General features: G+C 67.0%; 20 protein-coding genes. 6 read left to right on the forward strand and 14 right to left on the reverse strand.

Annotation, left to right across the window (positions count from 1 at the left end; genetic code table 11):
• Positions 1–118 precede the first annotated feature (118 nt).
• On the forward strand, positions 119–583 hold the full coding sequence (locus tag H587_RS0104180; RefSeq protein WP_027175198.1) for a MarR family winged helix-turn-helix transcriptional regulator: 465 nt from the start codon (positions 119–121) through the stop codon (positions 581–583).
• Here H587_RS0104180 and H587_RS0104185 read toward each other — a convergent pair.
• The 6 genes from H587_RS0104185 to H587_RS0104210 all read right to left on the reverse strand — a co-directional run bounded on the left by H587_RS0104185 (position 580) and on the right by H587_RS0104210 (position 4,866).
• Entirely contained in the window at positions 580–957 is a 378-nt protein-coding gene (locus tag H587_RS0104185) for a hypothetical protein (protein WP_027175199.1), read from the reverse strand. The genes H587_RS0104180 and H587_RS0104185 overlap by 4 nt on opposite strands.
• 103 nt (positions 958–1,060) lie before the next feature.
• Positions 1,061–2,224: a pyridoxal phosphate-dependent aminotransferase gene (locus H587_RS0104190; protein ID WP_027175200.1), complete on the reverse strand. Its 1,164-nt coding sequence runs from the start codon at positions 2,222–2,224 to the stop codon at positions 1,061–1,063.
• A 51-nt stretch (positions 2,225–2,275) separates the two neighbouring features.
• Entirely contained in the window at positions 2,276–2,704 is a 429-nt protein-coding gene (locus H587_RS0104195) for an FKBP-type peptidyl-prolyl cis-trans isomerase (RefSeq protein WP_027175201.1), read from the reverse strand.
• Positions 2,705–2,727: 23 nt separating this feature from the next.
• Entirely contained in the window at positions 2,728–3,729 is a 1,002-nt protein-coding gene (gene trpS / locus H587_RS0104200; protein ID WP_027175202.1) for a tryptophan--tRNA ligase, read from the reverse strand.
• A gap of 12 nt (positions 3,730–3,741) precedes the next feature.
• Complete coding sequence (locus tag H587_RS0104205; protein WP_027175203.1) at positions 3,742–4,413, reverse strand: site-2 protease family protein; 672 nt, start codon at positions 4,411–4,413, stop codon at positions 3,742–3,744.
• An 81-nt stretch (positions 4,414–4,494) separates the two neighbouring features.
• Positions 4,495–4,866 carry a response regulator gene (locus H587_RS0104210; RefSeq protein ID WP_027175204.1) on the reverse strand — a complete coding sequence of 124 codons (372 nt, stop codon included), beginning with the start codon at positions 4,864–4,866 and terminating at the stop codon, positions 4,495–4,497.
• Between the two features lie 168 nt (positions 4,867–5,034).
• Here H587_RS0104210 and H587_RS0104215 point away from each other — a divergent pair, with 168 nt between their 5' ends.
• The 3 genes from H587_RS0104215 to H587_RS0104225 are packed head-to-tail and all read left to right on the forward strand — an operon-like array spanning position 5,035 to position 7,183.
• A complete protein-coding gene (locus tag H587_RS0104215; RefSeq protein ID WP_027175205.1) occupies positions 5,035–5,232 on the forward strand; it encodes a ubiquitin family protein in 198 nt (65 codons plus the stop codon).
• 18 nt (positions 5,233–5,250) lie between these two features.
• Positions 5,251–6,162 carry a PP-loop family protein gene (locus tag H587_RS0104220; protein WP_027175206.1) on the forward strand — a complete coding sequence of 304 codons (912 nt, stop codon included), beginning with the start codon at positions 5,251–5,253 and terminating at the stop codon, positions 6,160–6,162.
• 1 nt (position 6,163) lies between these two features.
• Positions 6,164–7,183 carry a glycosyltransferase family 2 protein gene (locus tag H587_RS0104225; RefSeq protein ID WP_027175207.1) on the forward strand — a complete coding sequence of 340 codons (1,020 nt, stop codon included), beginning with the start codon at positions 6,164–6,166 and terminating at the stop codon, positions 7,181–7,183.
• A 43-nt stretch (positions 7,184–7,226) separates the two neighbouring features.
• On the opposite strand, the gene H587_RS20495 is transcribed toward H587_RS0104225, so the two are convergent.
• From H587_RS20495 to H587_RS0104245, 4 genes are all read right to left on the reverse strand, one after another.
• Positions 7,227–8,198, reverse strand: coding sequence for a GIY-YIG nuclease family protein (locus tag H587_RS20495; RefSeq protein ID WP_156904445.1), 972 nt, complete (start codon positions 8,196–8,198; stop codon positions 7,227–7,229).
• A 343-nt stretch (positions 8,199–8,541) separates the two neighbouring features.
• Positions 8,542–9,621 carry an endolytic transglycosylase MltG gene (gene mltG / locus H587_RS17210; protein WP_034608540.1) on the reverse strand — a complete coding sequence of 360 codons (1,080 nt, stop codon included), beginning with the start codon at positions 9,619–9,621 and terminating at the stop codon, positions 8,542–8,544.
• Positions 9,600–10,010: a Holliday junction resolvase RuvX gene (ruvX, locus tag H587_RS0104240; protein ID WP_027175209.1), complete on the reverse strand. Its 411-nt coding sequence runs from the start codon at positions 10,008–10,010 to the stop codon at positions 9,600–9,602. Before ruvX ends, mltG begins: the two co-directional genes overlap by 22 nt.
• Positions 10,011–10,012: 2 nt before the next feature.
• Complete coding sequence (locus H587_RS0104245) at positions 10,013–13,555, reverse strand: FAD-binding and (Fe-S)-binding domain-containing protein (RefSeq protein WP_027175210.1); 3,543 nt, start codon at positions 13,553–13,555, stop codon at positions 10,013–10,015.
• Between the two features lie 338 nt (positions 13,556–13,893).
• On the opposite strand from H587_RS0104245, the gene H587_RS0104250 reads away from it, so the two are divergent.
• Complete coding sequence (locus H587_RS0104250) at positions 13,894–15,642, forward strand: methyl-accepting chemotaxis protein (RefSeq protein WP_027175211.1); 1,749 nt, start codon at positions 13,894–13,896, stop codon at positions 15,640–15,642.
• 91 nt (positions 15,643–15,733) lie between these two features.
• A complete protein-coding gene (locus H587_RS0104255) occupies positions 15,734–16,870 on the forward strand; it encodes a pyridoxal-phosphate-dependent aminotransferase family protein (RefSeq protein ID WP_027175212.1) in 1,137 nt (378 codons plus the stop codon).
• 69 nt (positions 16,871–16,939) lie between these two features.
• On the opposite strand, the gene H587_RS0104260 is transcribed toward H587_RS0104255, so the two are convergent.
• The 4 genes from H587_RS0104260 to H587_RS0104275 form a co-directional block, all read right to left on the reverse strand.
• Positions 16,940–18,127, reverse strand: a complete 1,188-nt coding sequence (locus H587_RS0104260; protein WP_027175213.1) for a class I SAM-dependent rRNA methyltransferase — start codon at positions 18,125–18,127, stop codon at positions 16,940–16,942.
• A 105-nt stretch (positions 18,128–18,232) separates the two neighbouring features.
• Positions 18,233–20,566, reverse strand: coding sequence for a carbamoyltransferase HypF (gene hypF / locus H587_RS0104265; RefSeq protein ID WP_027175214.1), 2,334 nt, complete (start codon positions 20,564–20,566; stop codon positions 18,233–18,235).
• Positions 20,567–20,612: 46 nt separating this feature from the next.
• Complete coding sequence (locus H587_RS0104270; protein ID WP_027175215.1) at positions 20,613–21,524, reverse strand: DUF362 domain-containing protein; 912 nt, start codon at positions 21,522–21,524, stop codon at positions 20,613–20,615.
• Between the two features lies 1 nt (position 21,525).
• Positions 21,526–23,934 carry a sulfite exporter TauE/SafE family protein gene (locus tag H587_RS0104275; protein ID WP_027175216.1) on the reverse strand — a complete coding sequence of 803 codons (2,409 nt, stop codon included), beginning with the start codon at positions 23,932–23,934 and terminating at the stop codon, positions 21,526–21,528.
• Positions 23,935–24,013: the final 79 nt, after the last annotated feature.

The raw sequence follows: 24,013 nt of genomic DNA on the forward strand, positions 1-24,013 counted from the left end.
ACGCTCGAAGCCGTGTTGGCAAGGAGTGGGGAACCCGCGCCCGGCGGCCCCTCGACGATCTTCATGCGGATGGTCGCTATCGCTTGACCGGTTTTGTGGTTGCATATACAACTGCACCATGAACGCGAAAACATTCCGACTGGACGAGTCCCTGGGCTACCTGACCCACCGCGCGGCGAGGGCCCTGGCCAATGACCTGGGGCGGCGCTTCGCGGTGGCGGGCCTGGATCTGACTGCGGAACAGTGGCGGGTGATGACCCTGCTTTGGGACCGGGACGGTCGGACCCAGCAGGAGATTTCCGGCGGACTGTTGCAGGAGAAGACCGGGATCAGCCGTCTGGTGGACGGCCTGGAGGCCCGCAGTCTGGCGGTCCGCGCCCGCGACGAACGCGACAGCCGCAAACGCAGGGTCTACCTGACCATCGAGGGGAAGAAGCTCAGGCGCGGGTGCATCGCGGCCGCATCGGCGACCCTGGAGCAGGCCGTCGCGGGTGTGCCGGAAGAAAAGCTGGAGGCCTGCCTGGAGGTGCTGCGCCGCGTGGCCCGCAACCTGACCCCGGCCGAAGGCACACCGAAGGACTAGAACTCCAGCACGTTGACGTCCATGCGGACCTTGCCGCCGAGGGCGTCCAGGGGGTTGTCGCCGGTCTTTTCCGGCGGCACCCGCTCACCCGTGATGGGATTGGTCCGTTCCTCCGTGCCGAAGGAAAAATGGATCGGGGAGTCCTTTTCGTCCTTCTTTTTCGTGTCTTTCTTTTCGCGCAGGAACGGGTCGCTGGAATAGTGGAACTCGCTCAGGGGGTCCAGGCGGTATTCCTGTCTCTTGGGCACGTAGTCCGGTCCGAGGGTGCCGTTGCTGGTCAGTTCGCGCACGATCTCGTTCCCGGCCGCGATGTCCGTCGCAGTCCAGGCGAAGATGAGGGCTAGCCCCAGGAAAAGCGCTATCGTTCGTTTCATGATTCCGTCCCGGTCAACGCGGTCGTTTCCGAAGCGTCACGCCCGTGAAACAATCATTTAAATCGGAAATCCGCGCCTGGCAAGATTTCTTCTTGGTAACGAACTAGAATCGCTCTAGATATTTTTCGATCCGGGACATGCCTTCCTCGATGTTTTCCAACGAGTTGGCATAGGAGAAGCGCAGATAGCCCTCGGCCCCCTGGCCGAAATCGATGCCCGGGGCCACGCCCACGTGGGCCTTCTCCAGGATGTCGAAGGCCAGCTTGAGCGAGCTGCCGCCGAACCTGGCCGCCAGATGTCCGGCGTTGGCCAGGACGTAGAACGCTCCGGTGGGCTCGCTGCCGAGGCCGAAGCCCAGCCCCCGCAGCCGCCGCACGATGTGGCGGCGGCGCTCGTCGTAGATGCGTCTCATGCGCGCGACGTCCGGCCAGGCCTCGCGCAGCGCGGCCACGCCCGCCCATTGGGAGACCGAGGAGGCCGAGATGAAGAAGTTCTGGCAGAGCCGCTGGATGGGCCGCACGAAACGCTCCGGCGCTATGAGGTAGCCCAGCCGCCAGCCGGTCATGGCGAAGAGTTTGGAAAAGCCGTTGAGCACCACGGCCTCGTCCGTGAATTCCAGGATGCTCTGCTCCCGGCCTTCGTAGACCAGCCCGTGGTATATCTCATCCGAAACCACCACGGCCCCGGCGTCCCGGGCCATGTCCGCCACAGCCCGCATGCGTTCGCCGGAGAGCAGGGTGCCCGTGGGGTTGGCCGGGGAGTTGATGAGGATGGCTCGGGTCCGGTCGGTGAGCGCCTCGCGGACCTTTTCCGGCCGGTACTGGAAGGCGTCGTCCTCGAAGACCGGCACGCGCACGGTCTCGGCCTCCACGAAGCGGATGAAGTTCGGGTAGCAGGCGTAGCAGGGGTCCGAGACGACCACCTCGTCGCCGTGCTCCAGGAGCGCGGCGAAAGCCAGCAGCATGGCCGGAGAAGTGCCCTGGGTCACGATCACCCGATCCGGGTGGACCTCCGCGCCGTAGCGCTCGGCGTAGTGGGCGCAGACCGCCTCGCGCAGTTCCAGGAGCCCCAGGCTGTGGGTGTAGTGGGTCCGGCCGTCGCGGATGGCCTTGCAGGCCGCCTCCTTGACGCATTCCGGGGTGTCGAAGTCGGGTTCGCCGATCTCCAGGTGGATGACCGGGTGACCGCAACGTTCCAGACGCTGCGCGGCCTCCAGGATGTCCATGACCAGGAAGGGGGCGATGCAGTCGGTGCGTTGGGGTATCATTGCGCGCGTTGGTCCGGCCCGGGAGGGGGCGCCTCCCGGGCCGTGATGATGCTAGGCGATCTTCACCAGGGCCAGCTCGAAGGTCAGCTCCTTGCCGGCCAGGGGGTGGTTGCCGTCGAGGGTGACGGTCTTCTCGTCCAGCGCGGAGATGTGCACGTGGGGCGTGCTGCCGTCCTCCAGGCGGATGGAGAGCATCATGCCGATCTCCGGGGTGATGTTCGGCGGAATCTGCTCCCGGCCGACCTCGATGGTCAGTTCCTTGCGGTAGTCGCCGTAGGCCTGTTCCGGCGGGATGACCACGGTCTTCGTCTCGCCCACGGCCATGCCCGCGACGGCCGTGTCGAAGCCCTCGATGACCATGCCCGCGCCGACTTGGAATTCCAGGGGTTCGCGTTCGAGGGAGGAGTCGAACACCGAGCCGTCGGACAGCCGCCCGGTGTAGTGGACCTGAACGGTGTCGCCTTTTTTCGCCTGGGTCATGTGTCGCTCCTTGCCTATGGGTGTCAGTCGAACTGGAAGTTGAGCAGATTGCGTATCTCGCGCATGGACGCGGCGGCCTTTTCGCGGGCTCGGGCGTTGCCGTCCTCGAGCAGGGCGCGCAGGCGCTCGGGATCCTTCTCCAGGGCCGCGCGGCGCTCGTGGATCGGGGCCAGGAAGCGCTCCATGGATTCGAGCAGGACCTTCTTGCAGTCCACGCAGCCGAAGGCGGCCTTCACGCAGCCCTCGCGGATCTCGGCGCACTTCTCCGCCCCGGTCATGAGCTTGTGGTAGGGGAAGAGGTTGCAGACCTCGGGGTCGCCGGGGTCGCTTTTGCGCAGCCGGTTCTTGTCGGTGAACATGGTCTTCACCTTGGGGATGATCTCGCTCATGGGTTCGCCCAGCGAGATGCCGTTCCCGTAGCTCTTGCTCATCTTGCGACCGTCCAGGCCGGGGAGCTTGGCGTCCGGGGTGAGCAAGGCCTCGGGCTCGGGGAAGAAGTCGCCGTTGAGGTGGTTGAAGCGACGGGCGATCTCCCGGGTCAGCTCCATGTGCGGCAGCTGGTCCTGGCCGACCGGCACGGCGAATGGCCGGTACATGAGGATGTCCGAGGCCATGAGCACGGGATAGCCGAGGAAGCCGTAGGTGGCCAGATCCTTCTGGCCGGACAGTTCCTGGGACATCTCCTTGAAGGTCGGGTTGCGCTCCAGCCAGGACAGCGGGGTGAGCATGGAGAGGATGAGGTGCAGCTCGGCGTGCTCCTTGATCTGCGACTGCTGGAAGATGACGCACTTCTCCGGGTCCAGCCCGGCGGCGACCCAGTCCAGCACGAGGCCGGGCACGAAGCCCTTGATGCGCCGGGGATCGGCGTACTCGCTGGTCATGGCGTGCCAGTCGGCGACGAAGAAATAGCACTCGTACTGTTCCTGGAGCTTGATCCAGTTCACGAGCACGCCGAAGTAGTGGCCGAGATGGAGCGGTCCGGTGGGCCGCATGCCCGAGACGATGCGTTTGTTGGGTGTGGTCATGGCGATGTGGGGTTAGAAGGTCAGGGGCACCCGCAGGAGACGGGAGCCGGTCTCCACCACGGGCAGGAGAATCCGGCCCAGGAGGTTGATGTCCAGAAGGTCGCCCAGGAGGATCGCCGCCAGGATGACGAACACCCCGTAACGGCCGAAGGAGAGGTAGCGGTAGGCCAGGTGCCGGGGCAGAACTCCGGCCAGGATGTTGCTGCCGTCCAGGGGCGGCACGGGCAGCAGGTTGAAGGTTCCGAGCACGAGGTTCACGAAGACCCCGGCCTGGGAAATGAGCGTCAGCGGCACCAGGACCGTGCCCAGGGCTCCGGCCTGGTGCGCCACGGCCCAGGGCAGGAGCGCGTGGTAGAGCACGGCGAAGAGCACGGCCAGGAGGAAGTTGGCCCCCGGCCCGGCCAGGGCCACCAGGAGCATGCCCTTGAGCGGATTCTTGAAGAAACGCGGGTCCACGGGCACGGGCTTGGCCCAGCCGATGTTGGCGATGAAGAAGACCACCGTGCCCAGGGGGTCCAGGTGGCGCAGGGGATTGAGCGTCAGGCGTCCGGCCCGCCGGGCCGTGGGGTCGCCGAGGGCGTAGGCCGCCAGACCGTGGGCCAGTTCGTGGCAGACCAGGGCCAGGAGCAGGGGAACGGCGAGGATGCTGACGGTGACGATCTTGTCGGCGAGGAACTCAGGCATGGGCAAAGCGGCTAGCACGAAGCGTCGGGCTGGGCAAGGGGAAAGAGTCCGCCCGGGGCGGCTTGCCTGGCCCGCGCCTCGTCAGGCCCCGGCCTTGGCCAGGGCCAGCTTGACCTTGTTCTTCAGTTCCGTGAGGTCCACCGACTTGACCACGTAGAAGTCGGCCGCGATGGACTTCAGGTCGTGCTGGAAGCTGTCGTAGGCCGTGGACAGGATCACGGGCAGATCCTGATGCCTGCCCCGGATTTCCTGCAGAAGGTCCAGTCCGGAGCGGTTGACGCCGAGCTTGATGTCCAGGACCACGATGAGCGGCTTCTCCCGCTCCACCACGTCCAGGATGGGCTCCTCCCCGTCGGACACGGCCACGTCGTAGCCCTCCACCTGCAACTCTTCCTGGTAGAGCATCCGGATATGCTTTTCGTCGTCCACGACGAGAATCTTGGGCTTGTTCATGACGCACTCCTTGAGGGTGGGATGCACGCTAGTTTGAAGATACCCATTTTCGGTGCCGGGTCAACCCGGGAAATGCGGTGAAAACTGGGCGAAACCTTGGACACTTGAACAGCGCGGGCCGCCGGGCTATGCTCCCCCACCCGGGGCCACCGGGAAAAGAGGGCACCCATGATCACCGTGCGCCTGGAGCCGGGCGGCGAGGTGAAGACCTTCGACCGCCTGAACACCGTGCATCAGCTGCTGAACCGTCTGGGGCTGCGTTTCACCGAAGCCCTGGTCATCCGCGACGGCCGCCTCCTGACCCAGGACCTGAAGCTCAAGCAGGGCGACGCGATCACCGTGCGCGTGGTCACGTCCGCCGGCTGAGAACCCCAAGGAATCCCCATGAAATGCCGACGCTGCAAGGCCGAGGCCGAGGTGGCCCTGCCCAGCCACAACACGGCCTTCTGCCGCGACTGCTTCCTGCTCTACTTCAGCCGCCAGGTGGACCACGCCATCCGCCGCCACGCCATGTTCACCCGCGCCGACCGGGTGCTGGTGGCGCTCTCCGGCGGCAAGGACTCCCTCTCGCTCATGCTGGAACTGGCCAACCTGGGTTACTCGGCCACGGGCCTGCACGTGGACCTGGGCATCCCGGTGTCCTCGGAACGCGCCCGCAGGCGGGTGGAGGACTTCTGCGCCATGCACGGCCTGGACCTGAAGGTGGTGGAGCTGGCGGCCGAGGGCCTGGCCATCCCGGAGGTCAAGGAGGCCGTGTACCGGCCCGTGTGCTCCATCTGCGGCAAGATCAAGCGCCACTATTTCAACCGCATGGCCCTGGAGGGCGGCTACACGGCCCTGGCCACCGGCCACAACCTGGACGACGAGGTGGCCCGGCTGTTCGCCAACACCCTGCGCTGGGACGAGGCCTACCTCTCGGACCAGGGCCCCTGTCTGCCGGACGAGGGCGGCTTCGCGCGCAAGGTCAAGCCGCTCTACCGGCTCTCGGAGTTCGAGACGGCGGCCTACGCCTTTCTGCGTGGCATCGAGCACCACAAGGACGCCTGCCCCTACAGTCCGGGCGCCAGCTTCACGAGCCACAAGAAGCTCTGGGGCGAACTGGAGTGGAAGAGTCCGGGCAGCAAGGTCTCGTTCTACGAGGGATTCCTGGAGCGCGGGCGGCCCGCCTTCGCGGACCGGGACCGGGAGAAGGGCTTCGAGCTGCGGCCCTGCGCCTCCTGCGGCTCGCCCACGTCCCAGGAACTCTGCGGCGTCTGCCGGGTGCGCGCGGCCGTGGCGGAGCGGCGGGGCGGCTGAGGTGTCCGGCCCGAAGGTCTCCGTGGCCCTGCCGTGCTTCAACTGCGCGGCCACGCTCCCGGCGGCCCTGGACAGCCTCCTGGCCCAGACCCTGGGCGAAATCGAAATCCTGGCCGTGGACGACGGCTCCACGGACGACACGGCCGACGTGCTGCGGGACTATGCCCGCCGCGACGGCCGGGTGCGGCCGCTGACGCTGCCCCACGGCGGCATCGTGCCCGCGTTGAACGCCGCCCTGGCGGCGGCCCGGGCCCCCCTGGCGGCGCGCATGGACGCCGACGACCTCTGTATGCCCGAGCGTCTGGAGGTCCAGGCCCGGCTGCTGGACGAGCGGCCGGAGCTGGGGCTCGTGGGCTGCCGGGTGCGCTTCGGCGGGGACCGCGCGGCCCGGGGCGGCTACGCCCACTATGTGGACTGGATCAACGGCCTGACCGCGCCCGGCGACATCTACGTGAACCGCTTCGTGGAGTCGCCTTTCGCCCATCCCTCCATCGTCTTCCGCCGCGAATTGGCCGATCGTCTGGGCCCTTATCGCGCGGGCCCGTTCCCCGAGGACTACGAGCTGATCCTGCGCTTCCTGGAGGCCGGGGTGCGCATGGCCAAGGCCGAGGTCGAGCTGCTGGTCTGGAACGACCCGCCGGAGCGGCTTTCGCGCAACCACCCGAGCTACGCCGTGGACGCCTTCTACCGGCTCAAGACCGGCTTCCTGGCCCGCTGGCTGGCCCGCAACAACCCGCACCACCCGGACGTGCTCGTGCTCGGCGCGGGCCGCACCACCCGCAAGCGCGCGGACCTGCTCCTGGAGCACGGGGTGAACATCGTCGCCTACGCGGACATCGATCCGCGCAAGATCGGCCGGGCGGTCAACGGCAGGCCGGTGCTCCACCGCGACCAACTCCCGCCCGCCGGAGAATGCTTCTGCCTGTCCTACGTGGGCAGCAGGGGGGCAAGGGACGACATCGCGGCGTTCCTGAAAAGCCGGGGATGGGAAAAGGGCAGGGATTGTTTGATGGTTGGGTAGTGTGGATTGATGAATTTTGGGTGCCGAGTGGGCAGTTTTATGGCTACGGTAAAATTAAATCTGCCAAATCCATGCAGTGGTAGGGGGCGTGGATGTGTGCCCCCTTGCGCATGCACCTCAGGTTGAAATTCTTTATTGCTTCAATGATCGAGTTGTTATCAAGCAACAGCATCGCCTCATCTGTGTCGTATATATATACGGCGAACTGATCGAATCCGCCTGATTCGTAGTAGTGGTCGTCGAATTCGATGGTTTTATAGGTTTTGAATGTGGATTTAAAATTTTCTCCAAGATGTGAGGCAATTATCTTTTTTGATAAATGCCAGGAGAAAAGAGGCAATTTTTGTTCGAGCATTTGCCCAACGGTAAAAACCTCTTGCCAATACATATTTATTCTCGAATATATTTCGATTGTTGTTGTGCTTTCATGGGCAGGCAAGCAGGATGAGCCCCAAAATGAGATTTCCGTCAGATAAGGCTCAGGTATGCAAATGCTGACGTATTTTTTTAAAACTGGAAGTATCTGTTCAATGAAGAAAGAATTTCTTTTAAGATCACAGAAGCGAAGTGAATACTTTGATCGTAACGTTTTGTCAACGATGCGTTTTTTAAATATTACTGAAGGGATTTTTTCTTCCAGCCATTCTGATTGCCTGTCCGGATGAAGAAGCTCATCTAAATCTGCGTCCATTGCTGGAGCACTTGCGAGGCTTATATTTCTTAGTTGAAATTTTGATTCAAATTTTCTTATAGCTTCTGCCTCATAGGAGTTTAAATCATCATTTTTAACATTCTTAAATGAAATATGAGTAATGTCATTATGCTTTTTTCTGTGTTGTGTGTATCTTCTTGGGATGTCAATCGCCTGTCCTATGTAGTATGTGCCGTCTGAAAAATGAAGTAAGTAAATTCCACATCTGCTTCTATTATGAAAAAAATCAACAATCGATGGCCTATTGTAAATTTTTTTTGTTTCCAAAAAGTTTAGCTCAGATAGCATTGCTAATAAGTCCATAATAGTCTGTTATTCCTCTATTTTTTGTCGCGTTGAACAGTAAAATTAAATAGTAAAGCCTATTAAGCACATTTGATATGGTTTCCATTTTTAAAGAAAGTGAGTTGCCTTGTCTATTTTGTTTTTTTCGGTGGACTATCCCTTCCCATCTCCCGCCTTTCTATCCCGTCTCCTCCTCAATTCGCCAGCGCGTGCGCGCGTCGAGGGTGGCGGCGTCGGCGTCGTTTGGTCGTGTGGGAAGGCGGCCGCCGCGTTCTTGAACGAGCGGTCGGGGGGTGGAAGGGCCTGAGGCCTGAGGGGATGAGGCCGTGGACGCCGCGCGAAACGCCGTCCTTTCTGTTTCTCAGTTCTGGGCCGGGGTGCTCCGGTAGGTGGCCCGGTTGCGGCGCAGTTGGTACTTGGCCACGGCCGCGTTGTGTTCCTCCAGGCTTTTGCTGAAGAAGTGCGTGCCGTCGCCCTTGCCCACGAAGTAGAGGAAGCCGTGTTGTTCCGGGTCGGCCGCCGCCTGGAGCGAGATCAGGCCCGGCGAGCAGATGGGGCCCGGCGGCAGGCCGGAGATGCGGTAGGTGTTGTAGGGGTTGGCCCCGTCCTCCAGGTGCGCGCGGGTCAGGTCGCCGTCGTAGTCCTGGCCCAGGCCGTAGATCACCGTGGGGTCGGATTGCAGGCGCATCCCCAGGCGCAGGCGGTTCATGAAGACCCCGGCCACGCGGGCCCGTTCGCTCAGGTCGCCGGATTCCTTTTCCACCAGGGAGGCCAGGATCACCAGTCGCCGCAGTTCCTCCGGCGCGGGCAGGCCGTTCGGCCAGACCTTGCGGGCGTTCTTGCGGAACTCCTTGAACATGGCCTCGGCCAGCACGCGGCCGTTGTCGCCGGAGACCTTGGACACGAGGTAGGTCTCGGGGAAAAGGTAGCCCTCGGGCGAATCCGAGGGGATCTCGTTCCTCGCCAGCAGGCCGGGGTCGAAGGCCGCCTTGCGGAATTCCTCGCCCGCGGCCGCGCCGGAATCGTCCACGGCCCGGGCCGTCTCCCGCCAGGACAGGCCCTCGCGCACCTGCACGCGCAGGAGGATGCCCGGGGACTCGGTGAGTTCCTTGAGGATGCGTTCCGGGCTCCAGCCCGAGACGAGCAGGTATTCCCCGGCGCGGACGGACTGGGCCTTGTCCGCGTCGCGGGCCAGGGACTCGAAGCTCCGGGCGCTGCGCAACAGGCCCTGCTCCGCGAGGTCGCGGGACACGGCCCGCAGGGTGGAGCCGGGATTGACCCGGAAGACCACTTCCTGGCCGGAGGGAAGCAGCGGCGCGGCGGGTTCCATGAAGGAGCGCGCGAACCAGAGCGCCCAGGCCAGGATGAAGACCCCGGCCAGGGCCGTGCAGAGCGGGACGAGAACCCGGGGCGAGGTGGTCAGCTTGCCCGGTCCAGCCATGACCGCAGGATCTGGACCGCCGCCTGGCTGTCCAGGTGTTCTTTCCGTTTCCGGGCGCACAGGCCGGCCTCCTTCAGCTCCTCCTCGGCGGCCGCCGAGGTCAGGCGTTCGTCCTCGAAATGCACGGGGATGGTCAGGCGGCGACGCAGGCTTTCCGCGAAGTTGCGGGCCTGGCGCGTGGTCAGGGTTTCGGAACCGTCCAGGGCCAGGGGCAGGCCGACGACCACGGCCTGGACGCCCTGGGCCGCGATCACGGCCAACAGGTCGGCGAAGAATTGGTCGCGGCCGTCGCGATGGAGGGCGGGCAGCGGCGAGGCCAGGATGCCCTGGGGGTCGCACACCGCGAGGCCCACGCGCTTGAGCCCGAAGTCCACGGCCAGCACGCGCACGGCTACTCCACGATGAGGGTCTTGCCCCGGCGCTCCGCGCCGTCCAGCATCTTCTTGAGCGCGCGCCGCCACTTGGGCCCGCCCACGGCCTGGGCCACGTATTCCGTGGCGTGCAGCACCGGGTTGTGGCGCTTCATCTGAATGAGCGAGCGGCGGATGCCGATCTTGCACGAGGGGCAGCCCACCAGGATGGGGCGTTTCCTGTCCGCGCCCTCCAGATCCTTGTCCAACTGCTCCTTCTTGCGCGCGCGCAGCCGGTTGTAGATCTCCGGGCTGGTCAGCGCGCCCATGCCGGACTCGCCGCAGCAGCCGGGCGAGAGGGACACCCGGGTGCCGAGCATCCCGGCCAGGGCCTGGCGGTAGGATTCGGCGGCCTTGACCTTGGACACGCCGGTCCACTCCGCGTGGCAGGCGGCGTGGTAGAGCAGTTCCTCGCCCGCCGGGAAGGGGCCGGGCAGCCGTTCCAGGAGATACTGCATGGCGTCCAGGTGGCGCGGCGGGGCGGCCAGTTCGCGGGCGAACTCGTAGGTTTCCAGGGACTCGCGGCAGGTGCCGCAGGCCGTGATCAGGGTCGTGGCCATGAGGCCCGCCTTGCCGGTGGCCACGAGCACGTCCAGAAGCTCGGTGAGGGTCCGGTGGCGGTTGGCCTGGTAGGCCTCCTGGCAGCCCGCCGCCAGCAGAGGGTAGCCGCAGCAGAGGTGCCGGGGCGGCAGGACCACGTTGGCCCCGGAGCGCAGGAGCAGGAAGAGGGTGGCCAGGCCGATGGAGTGCGAGAAGAGCCCCGCGCCGCAGCCGGGGAAGTAGAGCACCGTGTCCTCGGGCGCGGCGTTCGGCCGCTTGAGGATGAAGCCCTGGTCGAGCTTGAGTTCGTCCGCGAGGCTCGTGAAGTCCACGTGCGGCCCCTGGCTCTGGAACAGCGGGCTCTTCATGCCGCGCAGCATGGCCCCGGGCACGAGACCCAGAACCCGGTTGGCCGCCGTCTGGCCCAGGGAGAGGGCCTTGGCGACCTTGGGCAGGCGGCCGGAGGGGTCGCGGGCCAGCATGGTCAGCACCTTGGTCTTGATCGGGTGGCCGCCCTGGCCCTTGTATTCCAGGAAGGAGCGGATCTGAAGCGCGGCCCCGGCGGAATCGATCTTGATCGGGCAGACGGCCGTGCATTTGCCGCAGGCCGTGCAGTGCTCCATGATCCGGCGCAGTTCGGCCAGCAGGCCCGGATCGGGTTCGCCGCGCTGGATCTGGGAGTAGTAGATGGCCTCCATCAGCGCGCCCAGGCTGATGTTCTTGTTCCGGGGGTGGAAGAGCAGGCCGCGCTGGGGCTGGAACATGGGGCAGACCTGCTTGCACTTGCCGCAACGGGTGCAGGTCTGGATGTTGCGCAAGAGCGCGATGAGCTGCTCCTTGTCCTTGAGCGCGGTCTTGTCCAGATCCTGGATGAGGCGGTTGAAGGAGAAGGTGTAGGGCTCGCCCGGCAGCTTGCGTTCGGTGAGCTTGGCCGGGTTGAGCACGTTCCGGGGGTCCACCTTGGCCTTGTAGGCGCGCAGGGCCTTGATCTTCTCTTCGGAAAGATAGGCGATCTTGGTGATGCCGATGCCGTGTTCGCCGGAGACCTCGCCGTTGAGTTCCAGAACCTTCTCGAACACGTCCCTGGCGGCCTCATGGGCCTGGGCCAGCATCTCGGCGTCGTTGGAGTTCACCGGAATGTTCACGTGGCAGTTGCCGTCGCCCGCGTGCATGTGGCTGGCGATGGCGATGCGCCGGGCCTTGATCTCCTCGTAGAGGGCCTCGATCTCGCGGTCGAGCTTGGGGTGCTCGTCGCGCAGTTCCTGGAAGAAGTAGCGGATCTCGGCCTGGAACTCCTCCTCGGAGATGTCCGCCGTGGTGGTCTTCTTCTTGAGGATGGACAGGGCCCGTTCCAGGGCGGCGTCCACGGCCGGGTCGTCGAAGGCCATGCCGGGCAGCTCGCGCACCTGGAGCAGGGCCTTGCGGTAGCGCTTGGCCAGGTAGATGAGATTCAGGTTCTCCAGGAAGTCCGAGAACTGGGGGATGACCCCCAGGGGGATGACGACGTCCTCGTTGATCTTGAACCCTGAGGTCCGTTTGGCGATGGCCGAGAGCTTGTGGCGGTCCTCCCAGAAGTGCTCGGCCTCCTTCTCGTCGCGGGCGGCGAAGATGTCCACGCCCTCGTACGGTTGGGCAATGGCCAGCAAGGCCCGCACGGCCTGCTCCAGGGCGTCCTCGTCGTCCGAGTCGAGCTGGACCAGGAGCACGGAGATGGGATCGCCCTCCAACTCGGTGGATTTCTTCTTGTACTCGATGGCCTGGACGTACTTGGGGCCCCATTCCTCCAGAGCCGAAATCTTCACCAGGTCGCCCTGTTCGCGGATGGTGTCCCGCAGGCCCACGATATCCTTGATCACGAACATGGCGTTGCGCATGGAGCGGCCGTAGAACTCGAGGCAGAGCACGCGGGAATGGGCGGGCTTGGGATGGAGCACGAAGCAGCAATCCACGATGACGCCGTCCACGCCTTCCTTCTGCACCCCGGGCAGGCCGCCGAGGAACTTGTTGGAGACGTCCTTGCCCAGACCCTTGCCGCGGATGTCCGCGCCGTTCAGCGCGATGGTTTCGAGCAGCGCGCCTTTATCATCGAAGACCTCGAAGGTCGCGGTCTCGTTCTCGAAGATTTTGTGGCGCGGATGGTCCTTGCGGCGGATCTCCACCAGGTCGCCCGTGGGCAGGACCATGCGGTAGGAGAGGATGTTGTCGATGGTCGTGCCGTACTCGAAGGCGAACGGCCCGCCGGAGTTCTCGGAAATGTTCCCGCCCAGGCTGGAGGCGGCCTTGGAGGCCGGGTCCACGGTGAAGAGCAGGTTCTGCTCGGCGGCGGCCTTGATGGCGTCCAGGGTGATCACGCCGGCCTGGGCGCAGAGCACCATGGTGTCCGGGTCGATGTCGGTGATCCGCTTGAAGCGGGCCAGGGAGAGGACCACGGCCCGGATGTGCATGGGGATGGCCCCGCCGGTGAGGCCCGTGCCGCCGCCCCGGGGGATGATGGCGAAACCCATTTCGTTGGCCAGGCGCACCACGGCCTGGATCTGTTCCGGGGTCTCGGGGAAGAGCACGAACTGGGGCAGCTCCAGGCGCAGGTCCGTGGCGTCCGTGGCGCATTCCACCAGGGTGTTCGGTGCGGCGCCGATGCATTCGGCGGGCAGCAGGGCCTTGAGCCGCTCGTGCAGGGTCTTCTTGAAGGCCGCGTCGGCGTCGAACTGTTCCCAGAAATGGCGCACGGCGATGTTCAGGATGGTCGGGTACTCGCCGGAGAGGGTCGGTCGGGCGATGTTCAGGCGGCGCTTGACGCTCTCGCGCACCAGATCGGGGTCCACGAAAGGGTTGTAGCGCACCAGGAAGAGTTCGGCGGCAAGACCGGCGGCCAAGTCGCGCACGTCGGCGGGCCACTGGGCGTATCCTTCCAGATCGACAAGGCCGAAGACGCGGCTTACGAGCTGTTCGTCGGAAACGGAAATATGGGGTCCTAATTGAGGCATGTCCTGTCCTGACGGCGAAAGATTCACCGGGTTGGTCGTTGGAAGGAGGAGAATATAGGGACCGCCGCGCGGCTTGGCAAGTGCGCGCTCCGGGGGGCCGAGGGACCGGCTCCGTGGTTGTATTCCATGGACTGTTGCGCGCATGTGGGCGCACCTCTGTTGCAATGTCCGGCAAAACCTTTCCTTGCGGATGCATTTGGTGGATGCCCTTGGGAAACGCTTGTGGCGGGACATTTTCACCGGCATACGTAAAAGCGATCATTGTTCTTGTTGACAACTCAAGCCGGCCGCATGTCTAATCCGACCCCGACGCGAAACACCAAGTATCGGAGGATGATATGCGGCTTACGGTATCGGGGAAGCTCACCCTCGGATTCGGTTCCATTCTCGCGCTGCTGTGCGTGAGCACGTTCGTCCTGTCCCAGAACATCCAGAAAGTCCGCGACGTGGCGGGCACCATCCACAGCGAAAGCCTGCCCTTCGCCCGGGGAGCCGCCGAGATGCGGCTGGCCACGGCCTACGTGCAGCAGGCGTTCACCAACGTCTCGGCCACCCATTCCTCCAAGGCCTACGCAGAGGCCGAGGCCCAGGCCAAGATCTTCCGGGACAACCTGGCCAAGTTCAAGGGAGCCTTCGAGCGCGACCAGGACAAGGCCCGCCTGGAAGACCTCGACCTCATGAGCAAATCTTTCGAAACCATGTATATCATGGGCCGCCGCATGGCCGACGCCTACGTCAACCTGGGAGTGGAGGCGGGCAACTCCATGATGGAGGACTTCGAAGCCCGGGTCAGCAAGCTCATCGAACGGCTGAAGCCCTTGGGCGAGTCGCGCTTCCAGGATGTAGACGGCCAGGTGGGCCGGGTGGCCGACGACCTGGAGCGTTCGCTGTACGTCCAACTGATCCTGCTGGGGGTGTCCCTGGTCCTGGCCCTGGGCGTCGCCCTGCTCATCGCCCGTTCCCTGAAGCGCCAGCTCGGCGCGGAGCCGGACGACGTGGCGGTCCTGGCCGGGCGCATCGCCTCCGGAGACCTGGAGGTGGGGGGCTCCCGCTCGGGCGCGGCCACGGGCGTACATGCGGCCATTCTGGACATGGCCGCCAAGCTGAAGGCCACGTTCGCCGAGGTTCAGGCCCGGCAGGCCGAGGCCGAGGAGAAGACGCGGCAGGCCGAGCAGGCCCGGAGCGAGGCCGAGCGCGCCCGCGAGGAAGCCCTCTCGGCCAAGTCCGATGGCCTGCGCGAGGCCGCCGGTCGCCTGGAGGACATCGTGGACAGCCTGTCTCAGGCCAGCGAACACCTCTCCACGCGCGTGACCCAGGTTTCGCGGGGAGCGGAGGTGCAGCGGGAACGCAGCGCCGAGACGGCCACGGCCATGGAGGAGATGAGCGCCACGGTCCTCGAGGTCGCGGGCAACGCCTCCAAGGTCGCGGAGGAGGCCGACGGCGCGCGGGTTCAGGCCCAGGCCGGGGCAGCCACCGTGGAACGGGTCAAGGAGTCCATCGCCGAGGTCCAGAATCGCTCGGAGACCATGAAGCAGGGCCTGGCCGAACTGGGTGCCCACGCCGAGGGCATCGGCCGGATCATGACGACCATCACCGACATCGCGGACCAGACCAACCTGCTGGCGCTCAACGCGGCCATCGAGGCGGCCCGGGCGGGTGACGCCGGCCGCGGTTTCGCCGTGGTGGCCGACGAGGTGCGCAAGTTGGCCGAGAAGACCATGACCGCCACCAAGGAGGTCGGCGAGGCCGTGGAACGCATCCAGACCGCCACCCGACGCAATATCAGCGACATGGACGGGGCCATGGACGCCGTGACCCGGAGCACGTCCCTGGCCGGGGAGGCCGGAGCGGCCCTGGGCCTGATCGTGGGCAAGGTCGAGCTGACCACGGACATGGTGCGCTCCATCGCGGCGGCCAGCGAGGAGCAGTCGGCCGCGGGCGAGGAGATCAACCGGGCGGTGGAGGAGGTCAGCCGCATTTCGGCGGAGACCGCCGAGGGCATGGGCGAATCGTCCCGGGCCGTGGGCGAGTTGGCCGATCTGGCTTCGCGCCTGCGGGGACTCATCGGGCAGCTGCGCCAGGGATAGCCCGCCGGGTTCTGGACAGCCGGGCCGCGCCGGGAGTATGAAGTTGGGCCGGGCCGACCGGCCCCTACTTTTTTCAGGAGGTTTCACGTTCATGCCGCACGAGGATTTCGCCGACCTGACCCTGTTCATCACCGGCCCCACCTGGCTGCGGCCCGAGGTGCGCCGGGCCGGGATGTTGCCGGAATTCGGCCACCGCGACAGCGAGGGCAACAAGCGTTTCGTCCCCATCTTCGAGCACCTGCGGACCCTCGCCCGGGTGGGCGAGGGCTGGGACGTGATGCTCTTCAACGGCTCGGGTTCCACGGCCTTGGAGGCTGCGATCCGGTCCCTGGTGGCCGACGGCGAGACCGTGCTGAACGTCTCGGTGGGAGCCTTCGGGGATCTGTTCCACAAGATGGCCGTGCTCAACGGCAAGAAGGCCGTGCAGCTCAAGTTCGAGCCGGGTCGGGCCATCGACCTGGAGCGCATGGAGCAGGCCCTCGTGGAGCACCGTCCGGCCGTGGTCACCCTGACCCAGAACGAAACCTCCACCGGCGTGTGCAACGACGTGGAGACGGCCTGCGCCCTGGCCCGCAAGCACGGAGCCTTGCCCGTGGTGGATGGGGTGAGCCTGTTCGGCGGGGCCGACGCGCGCATCCCGGAATCCAACCCGGCCATGTACGTGACCTCGCCCCAGAAGGCCCTGGGCCTGCACGCCGGATTCGGCATCGCCTTCGTCTCGGCCGAGGCCCTGGACAAGGCCGCGCGGGTCCGGAACCGGGGCCATTCCTCGGACATCCTCAACCAGCTGAACACGGCCCGCAAAAGCCAGACGCTGACCACGCCCAACTGCGGCCTGGCGAACCAGATGGCCGTGCAGCTGGACTACATCGTGAACGTCGAGGGCGTGGAAAACCGCTACCGGCGGCACGCGGTCATGCGCGACATGGTCCAGGCCTGGGCCGCCCGCCAGTCCGGCTTCGAACTCTTCGCCCAGGAGGGTTTCCGCTCGCCGACCCTGACGACCCTGCGGCCGCCCCAGGGCATGAGCGTCGCGGACTTGAAGAAGATCAAGGAAGCCGTGCGCGCCCGGGGCTACCTCTTCGACCCCGGTTACGGCAAGCTGAACGCCGACCTGGAGGCCAAGGGGCTGCGGCCCGTGTTCCGCATCGGCCACATGGGCGACATCACCCCGGAGATGCTGACCGGATACCTGGCCGCCCTGGGCGAAATTCTGGCCGCCCGCTGATTCCGTCCGACGGACACACGAAAGCCCTCGGCGCATCCGCTCCGGGGGCTTTTTTCATGCGCGCCGCGCTCAGTCGCGCAGCACCTGGACCAGGAAGCCCTTCAGGTAGTCGGTTTCGGGCATGGCCGGATGCACCGGATGGTCCATGTCCTGGTGGCCCTGGCGGATGATCCGCACCCGCACCCGGGCCTCCTGGGCCGCGCGCTGGAGCACCCGGCGCAGATCGTCGCGGGAGAGGTGCTGGGAGCAAGAGCAGGTCAGGAGCAATCCGCCGTGCTCCACCAGGCCCAGAGCCAGGCGGTTGGCCTTACGGTAGGCCGCCGTGCCGGTCTCCACGTCCTTGCGGCGCTGGATGAAGGCGGGGGGGTCCAGGCTGACGAGATCGAAGCGCCGCCCCTGGTCCAGCATTTCCGACAGGGCCTCGAAGGCATCGGCCTTCACGCATTCCACCCGCTCGGCCACGTCGTTGAGCGCGGCGTTGCGGGCCACGGCCTCCAGGGCCGGTCCCGAGGCGTCCAGGCAGGTCACGGCCTCGGCTCCGGCCCGGGCCGCGGCGACACCCAGGGCTCCGGCGTAGCAGAAGGCGTCTAGAACCCGTTTCCCGGCCGCGAAGGGGAGCAGAGAGGCCCGGTTGGCGCGCATGTCGTAGTACCAGCCGGTCTTCTGCCCCGAGGCCGGGGACACGGCGAAACGAGTGCCGTTTTCCTCGATTCCCAGGGTTTCCGGCACGTCGCCCCAGGCCGTGACCACCTCCTTGGGCAGGCCCTCCAGCTCCCGGGAGCGCGAGTCGTTCTTGAGCAGGATGCCCGAGGGCCGGACCACGTCGCGCAGGGCTTCCAGAACGGCCTCGCGGACGCGTTCCATGCCCGCCGTGAGAAACTGGACCGAGAGCAGGCCGCCGAAGCGGTCCACGATGAGCCCTGGCAGGAAGTCGGACTCGCTGAACACGAGCCGGTAGAAGGGCTTGTCGAAGCAGCGCTCACGCAGCTCCAGGGCGGTCCGCACGCGTTCCCGGAAGAAATCCGGGTCCAGGCGGTCGCGGGCCTCCCGGCTGACGAGACGCCCGCAGATGAGGGCCCCGGGGTTGATCGTGGCCAGTCCAAGGGGGCGGCCCCCGGCGGCTTCCACCCGGGCGCACTCGCCCGGCTCGAAGGCCTTCAGCGGCGTCTTGGTCGTGTCCACCTCGTTGCTGAATATCCAGCAGTGGCCCTCGCGAACCCGGCGGTCCTCATTCTTTTTCAGCAGAAGCGTTTTCATGTTTTCTTTTTCCTCGCGTTCCATGCCCGGATACGGGCATGGAACGCCGATGCGGGGTCCGGGGGGGCCGCGGGCCCCCGGGCGGGGTGCGGGGCGGCGGCCCCGCTATATTTTCCCCAGTTGCAGCAGACGGCGGCCGTACACGGCCTGGCCCAGGGAAATGCAGGCGTCGTTGGGCGGAACCTGGGTGTGGACCAGGGGCTCCAGGCCGCGCTCCCAGAGGGCCCGGGGCAGTTCCACGGCCAGGGTCAGGTTCTGCATGACCCCGCCGGAGAGGCCCACGAAGGGTACGCCGAGAACCCCGGCGAACCCGGCGGCCAAGTCGGCCAACCCCTGCGCGAGGCCCAGGTGGAAACGCCGGGCGATGCTCGGGACCGGCACGCCCGCGCGGAGGTCGTCCAGGACGTGGCGGAAGAGGGTCAGGGTGTCCAGCACGGCCGGGTCGTCGTCGGCCAGCATGGGGCAGGGGTAGGCCTCGGTCTCGGAGAGGTCCTGGATCTTCTCCAGGAGGATGGCGGCCTGGCCCTCGTAGCTGATGGCCGGGCAGAGGCCGAGCATGGCCGAGACGCCATCGAAGAGGCGGCCGCAGCTGGTGGTGATCGGGCAGTTCACCCCGCGTTCCAGGAGCTGGGGCAGGAAATCGCTGGCCGGGCCGAAGGCCGCGCGCCAGGGCCACCAGGGTTCGGGCTCGCGCAGGCCCAGTTCCCAGAGCAGGGCCTGGGCGATGCGCCAGGGCTCGCGCACGGCGGCCTCGCCGCCGGGCAGGCGGAAGGTCGAGAAGTGGGCCAGGCGCTGGTGCTCCAGCTCCGAGGGGTCCACGTAGAGGCATTCCCCGCCCCAGATGGTCCGGTCCTCACCGTAGCCCGTGCCGTCCAGAGCCAGACCCAGGGCGGCCTCCTCGTGGCGGTTCTCGGCCAGCACGGCGTGGATGTGGGCGTAGTGGTGCTGGAGGGCGGCCAGGGGCAGCCCGCGCTCGGCCGCGATTTCGGCAGCCAGGGTGGTGGTCATGTAGTCCGGGTGCGGGTCGTGGACCACGATTTCCGGGGTGACGCGCAACACGTCCTCCAGGTGGGCCAGAACCTCGCGGTGGAATCCCAGGGTCTCCAGGTTTTCCATGTCTCCGATGTGCTGGCTGACGAAGGCCGCCGCGCCCTTGGTCAGGGTCAGGGTGGCCTTGAGTTCCGGGCCGACTCCCAGGGCCGTGGGGCCGTCCTGGGCCAGGAACACCGGCGAGGGCGTGAAGCCGCGCGCCCGGCGCATGAAGAGCGGCTTGGCCGTGTCCGGGTGCAGGCGCATGACCGAGTCGTCGGTGCGCACGAGGATGTCCCGGTCGTGCAGGAGGAAGACGTCGGCAATGTCTCCAAGACGGCGCAACGCCTCGCGGTTGCCCAGGCAGATGGGCGCGGAGGAGAGGTTGCCGGAGGTCATGACCAGGGCCGGGACGCGGCCGGGGCCGATGGCCTCGGCATAGTGGCGCAGCAGGACGTGGTGCAGAGGCGTGTAGGGCAGCATGAGGCCCACGAAATCCGTGTCCGGCGCGATGTCCGGGGAGAGCGGCGCGCCTTCGGCGCGGGGCAGGAGCAGGATGGGCCGCTGGATGCCGGTGAGCCAGGGTTCTTCTTCCGGCGAGATGCGCACCAGGCGGCGGGCTGTGTCCAGGTCCGGGACCATGATCGCCAGTGGCTTGGCCGGGCGGTGCTTGCGGCGGCGCAGTTCGGCGGTGGAGGCCGCGTCGCAGGCGTCGCAGGAGAGGTGGAAGCCGCCCAGGCCCTTGATGGCCGCGATGCGCCCGGCCGCCAATTCGCGGGCCAGGATGGTCAGGGCTTCGGGGCCCTCGGCCAGCAAGCCGCCCGCGCGGTCGGTGAGCCGGACCTTGGGGCCGCAGACCGGGCAGGCGTTGGGCTGGGCATGGAAGCGGCGGTCGGCCGGGTCGTGGTACTCGCGTCCGCACTCCGGGCACATGGGAAAGCAGGCCATGGAGGTGAAGGGTCGGTCATAGGGAATGGAGCGGGTGATGGTCCAGCGCGGGCCGCAGTTGGTGCAGTTGGTGAAGGGGTAAAGGTAGCGGCGGTCGGCCGGGTCGAACATTTCGCGCAGGCAATCCGGGCAGGTGGCGGTGTCCGGGCTGATGAGCACGTTGTGGCCCTCGCCCGGCGCGCTTTCGGCGATGATGAAGGCCGTCTCGTCGGCCAGAGCCTCCATGTCCTCGCTGGAGAGAGAGACGATGCGCGCCAGCGGCGGCAGCTTCCCGCGCAGATCCAGGGCGAAGGACTCCACGGCCTCGAGGCGGCCCTGGATTTCCACGACCACGCCCTCGGGCGTGTTGCGGGTCAGGCCGGTGAGCCCGTGTTCGGCGGCCAGGCGGAAGACGAAGGGCCGGAAGCCCACGCCCTGGACTTGGCCGCTGACGGTGAGTTTTCTGCGTACGACGCCGTTCATGTATCCCTTGCAAATAGCCTTCGGGCGGCGTCGAGGCAAGGAGGAATCAGCGCCCGAGGAGGCTCTTCAGGCGACCCCGGATGAGCCGCAGGGGCTTGAACTCGATGGGCTCCAGGGGATCGGGCAGGAGAAAGCCGGAGGCGTCGAAGGCGTCCGGTTGCTCCAGGGGGAAGACGATGTGCGCCGGGTCCGCGCCGGGCAGCCCCCGGCGGCGGCATTCGGCCCAGAGCGGCACGCGTTCGGGGGAGAGGCCCAGGAGTCCGTAGACGGCGGTGTCCAGGGCCACGGGATCGGCCGAGGCGGCCAGCAGGCCCAGGGGGAAGGGGTCGCCCTTGATCGGGCCGGTGCGGTGCATGGGCACCACGGCGTCCAGGATCGTGGCCACCGGCGGCAGGGCGAGCATGACCTCGGCGATGAGCCGGGCGAAGAGGTCGCCGGTGTCGCCGATGCGGGCGTGGGCCAGGGCCTTGCGACAGCCGGTCACGCAGCCGAAGAGGTTCTTCACCGAGGCCGTGACCCGCATCTGGGCGTGGGCCTTGAGCCGGGGCAGATTGAGGATGGCGTCCTGTTCCAGGGCGTCGCGGGACAGGCCGATGCTCCCGCCGAAGGACAGGCGCAGGGGTGCGGGGCGGCGCAGGGAGCGCACCTTCAGGCCCAGGGACCGAACGGCTTCATCCAGCCCGGCGGCGCGGGCGACCTGGGCGGCGGAGCCGAAGGCCGGGGAGTCGGCCAGGGTGATTGTGAGCCCCAGGTCGAGGAGCGCGGCGCACACGGCCCGGACCACGGCCGGGCTCGTGCAGGAGAGGCGGGCGTTGCGCGGGGCCACGAGATTCGGCTTGAGCAGGACGCGGGAGCCCGGCGCGGGCCGAAAACTGAGGGCCTCCAGCAGGCGGCGCGCGGTTTCGTCTGGCGACCCGGGGGGCAGGGGCGCGCGCAGGAGAAAGACGGATTCGGGCATCTCAGGAACCGGGTTTCTTGGCGGGACGCGCGACCGTTGCCTCGGTGGGTGGCGCGGGTTTCGTGGCGGGTTTCTTGGACGCCTTGGTGGCGGTCGCGGTTTCGGGCCGCTTCGGTTCGGCCTTGGTCTGGGCGACGGGCTTGGCCTTGGGCGCGGCCGCTTGTTCGGCGGCGGCTTGGGCCGCAACGGATTTGGCCTGCTTCGGAGGAACAGCCTCGGCCGCGGGCGGGGCGGCCGCCTTGGTGGAGGGCTGAACCTCGGGCGCGGCGGGTTTCATCGGGGCTTCAGCCTTCGGCTTGGGAGTCGGCGCTTCAGCCTGGGGCACGGATTGGGCTTCCGTCTCGAGTGTTGGCGCTGGTGTCTTTGGAGCCTCGCTCTTGGCCGGAGGGTGGGGCTTGGGCGTGGGCTGTCCGCCGGGTTCTTCGGCTGGAGGCGGGACCGGAACCACCGGATCGCGCAGGAAGGCCACGCCCAGGCCGGTGAGCAGGAGGTTGCCCCCGGCGCGCCAGAGCAGGCCCAGGGCCGCCAGGGCGCAGAATCCGGCCGGGAACAGGGTCCAACCCAGCGGGCCGGTCTGGGGCCGCACATGCTCCAGATTGTAGGCCGGTTCCAGGACCTCGGCCAGGAGCCGCCGATAGAGGACGGCCGATTCGTCCATGCGGTTGCGGGCCAGTTCCGCCTCCAGGGTCCGGCAGAGCCGCCAGAGTTCATGCAGGGCCGGCCGTTCCGGCAGTCCGAGCCCCGTGAGCACGGCCTGTCCCTCGCGGCGATAGATGGCCTCGGCGTCCGCCAGGGCCTGGAGGGCGAAGTACTTGGTGTCCAGGTAGGGCACCTGGACACGGTTGCGGGACGGGGCCACGTTGAATCCGTATCCGGCGATGATCGCGGCGACGGCCGCTGCCTGGCGCTGGTTCGTGAAGGCCAGGTCCAGGCGCAGAGCCTGGCCGTCCAGGGCCTTGAGTCGACCCTCCAGATCACCGGTGTGGGGGCCTTGGGCCTTGAGCCGGGAGAGGAGTCGCCCGTCCACGGCGTCCATGAGTGCATCGCCGTCGTTCGCCGGGGCCAGGGTCATGCCGGAGAGCAGAACCAGGGCCAGAGCAGTGAACAGCGCCGACAGGAGCAGGGGCCTGGCCCGGGGGCCGGTGATCCCCGCGCCGCGCCGCAGGGCCCCGAGGTTGCTGAAGAGGGTGATCAGGACCCAGAGGGTGAAGGCCAGCGGCACCATGAAGACGAGGAATCCGGCGGCGGCCTGGAGCGGGCCGTCCAACCCGGCGGGCAAGGCCACGAGGCCCGCGCGGCGCAGGATCGCGGGCAGGGTCAGCAGCCGGTTGCAGAGCACGGCCAGAACCACGGCCAGGATGAAGCCCTTGAGATTGCCCGCGTCGATGAAGCGGATCACCGGTTTGGACAGCCGCAGCCCGGAGAGCAGCCCCAGAAGCAGACCGGAGGCAGCGGTGTAGATCAGCAGGCCGCCGGAGGCGTAAAAGGCCGTGGCGACCCCGGCGGACAGGCCGGTCTGGAGCATCTCCGCTCCCACTGCCGGGGCCGGGGCGAAGCCTAGGATGTCCAGCAGCACGGGCAGGCCCGGTGCCCCGCCGCAGGATCCTGCGGCGGCCAGGAGAAAGCCGGAGAAGATACCCAGACCCAGGGGAATGAGGGCCGAGACCGCGCCCTGGGAGGGATCGGCCGGCTTCCGAAGCAGGGCCAGGAAGCCCGTCGGTCCGGCTGATGGTTCCGCCTCCAGGGGCTTCTCCGCCGCCTTGCCGCGTTCGTCCCCGATGTCCTTGGATCCGCGCCGCCGGGGCTGGTCCTCGTCCTGTGGCGGGGCCTTCTTCACCGCGCCGCCGCGCAGGTGGCGCAACAGGTCGCTAACGGCCAGCGCGGCCAGAACTCCCAGGGTGAGAACCTGCGCCAGGGCCATGAACAGGTCGCTTCGGTCGGGATCGTCCAGGTAGAGCCGAACCGTGAGAAAGGCCCCGCCCGCCGCGCCCAGGATCGATCCCAGGCTCAGGAACAGTGCCAGGCGGCCGTGGAGCTTGCCGGATCGCAGGTGGTCCAGGCCTCCGAGCAGGCCGAAGAGGCTGAGGGCCAGCAGTTCGCTGCCCGCGGCAAGGACGCCGCGCAGGCCCAGGCCCATGAGCGCGGGCACGGCCAGGAAGCCCCCGCAGGCGCCTGAGGCGGCGGACACCGCGCCGCCGAAAAAGCCCAGGAGCAGGGTCAGGATGAAGAGGCCGGGGATTTCCGGCTGCGGAACGAAAGGGGAATTCGCCCCGCCGAGAACCCGGGGCAGCTCCGGCGCGGCGGCCAGAACCACGGCGGGCAGGCAGACGCAGAGAGCGGTCGCCGTCCGCCAGCCGACATGCCCCGGCTTTCCGCCGGTGATTCGTGCCGGTCCTCGTGGTTCGGCCATTTCCCGCCTCCCCGAAGTTGGTGATGGAAGAAATTGTAGCAGAGCCGGGATGTTCCCGCAATGATTGCGGCGCGGGACC

Source organism: Desulfovibrio aminophilus DSM 12254, assembly GCF_000422565.1.
Classification (GTDB): Bacteria; Desulfobacterota; Desulfovibrionia; order Desulfovibrionales; family Desulfovibrionaceae; genus Aminidesulfovibrio; species Aminidesulfovibrio aminophilus.

What these genes read in the sequence shown, in the direction of transcription:
- H587_RS0104195 (WP_027175201.1), bottom strand. Translation starts at nt 2,704, where the DNA reads ATGACCCAGGCGAAAAAAGGCGACACCGTTCAGGTCCACTACACCGGG.
- H587_RS0104205 (WP_027175203.1), bottom strand. Translation starts at nt 4,413, where the DNA reads ATGCCTGAGTTCCTCGCCGACAAGATCGTCACCGTCAGCATCCTCGCC.
- H587_RS0104180 (WP_027175198.1), top strand. Translation starts at nt 119, where the DNA reads ATGAACGCGAAAACATTCCGACTGGACGAGTCCCTGGGCTACCTGACC.
- H587_RS0104220 (WP_027175206.1), top strand. Translation starts at nt 5,251, where the DNA reads ATGAAATGCCGACGCTGCAAGGCCGAGGCCGAGGTGGCCCTGCCCAGC.
- H587_RS0104250 (WP_027175211.1), top strand. Translation starts at nt 13,894, where the DNA reads ATGCGGCTTACGGTATCGGGGAAGCTCACCCTCGGATTCGGTTCCATT.
- H587_RS0104260 (WP_027175213.1), bottom strand. Translation starts at nt 18,127, where the DNA reads ATGAAAACGCTTCTGCTGAAAAAGAATGAGGACCGCCGGGTTCGCGAG.
- H587_RS0104275 (WP_027175216.1), bottom strand. Translation starts at nt 23,934, where the DNA reads ATGGCCGAACCACGAGGACCGGCACGAATCACCGGCGGAAAGCCGGGG.
- mltG (WP_034608540.1), bottom strand. Translation starts at nt 9,621, where the DNA reads ATGGCTGGACCGGGCAAGCTGACCACCTCGCCCCGGGTTCTCGTCCCG.
- hypF (WP_027175214.1), bottom strand. Translation starts at nt 20,566, where the DNA reads ATGAACGGCGTCGTACGCAGAAAACTCACCGTCAGCGGCCAAGTCCAG.
- H587_RS0104215 (WP_027175205.1), top strand. Translation starts at nt 5,035, where the DNA reads ATGATCACCGTGCGCCTGGAGCCGGGCGGCGAGGTGAAGACCTTCGAC.
- H587_RS0104245 (WP_027175210.1), bottom strand. Translation starts at nt 13,555, where the DNA reads ATGCCTCAATTAGGACCCCATATTTCCGTTTCCGACGAACAGCTCGTA.
- H587_RS0104185 (WP_027175199.1), bottom strand. Translation starts at nt 957, where the DNA reads ATGAAACGAACGATAGCGCTTTTCCTGGGGCTAGCCCTCATCTTCGCC.
- H587_RS0104190 (WP_027175200.1), bottom strand. Translation starts at nt 2,224, where the DNA reads ATGATACCCCAACGCACCGACTGCATCGCCCCCTTCCTGGTCATGGAC.
- trpS (WP_027175202.1), bottom strand. Translation starts at nt 3,729, where the DNA reads ATGACCACACCCAACAAACGCATCGTCTCGGGCATGCGGCCCACCGGA.
- H587_RS0104210 (WP_027175204.1), bottom strand. Translation starts at nt 4,866, where the DNA reads ATGAACAAGCCCAAGATTCTCGTCGTGGACGACGAAAAGCATATCCGG.
- H587_RS0104270 (WP_027175215.1), bottom strand. Translation starts at nt 21,524, where the DNA reads ATGCCCGAATCCGTCTTTCTCCTGCGCGCGCCCCTGCCCCCCGGGTCG.
- H587_RS20495 (WP_156904445.1), bottom strand. Translation starts at nt 8,198, where the DNA reads ATGGACTTATTAGCAATGCTATCTGAGCTAAACTTTTTGGAAACAAAA.
- H587_RS0104255 (WP_027175212.1), top strand. Translation starts at nt 15,734, where the DNA reads ATGCCGCACGAGGATTTCGCCGACCTGACCCTGTTCATCACCGGCCCC.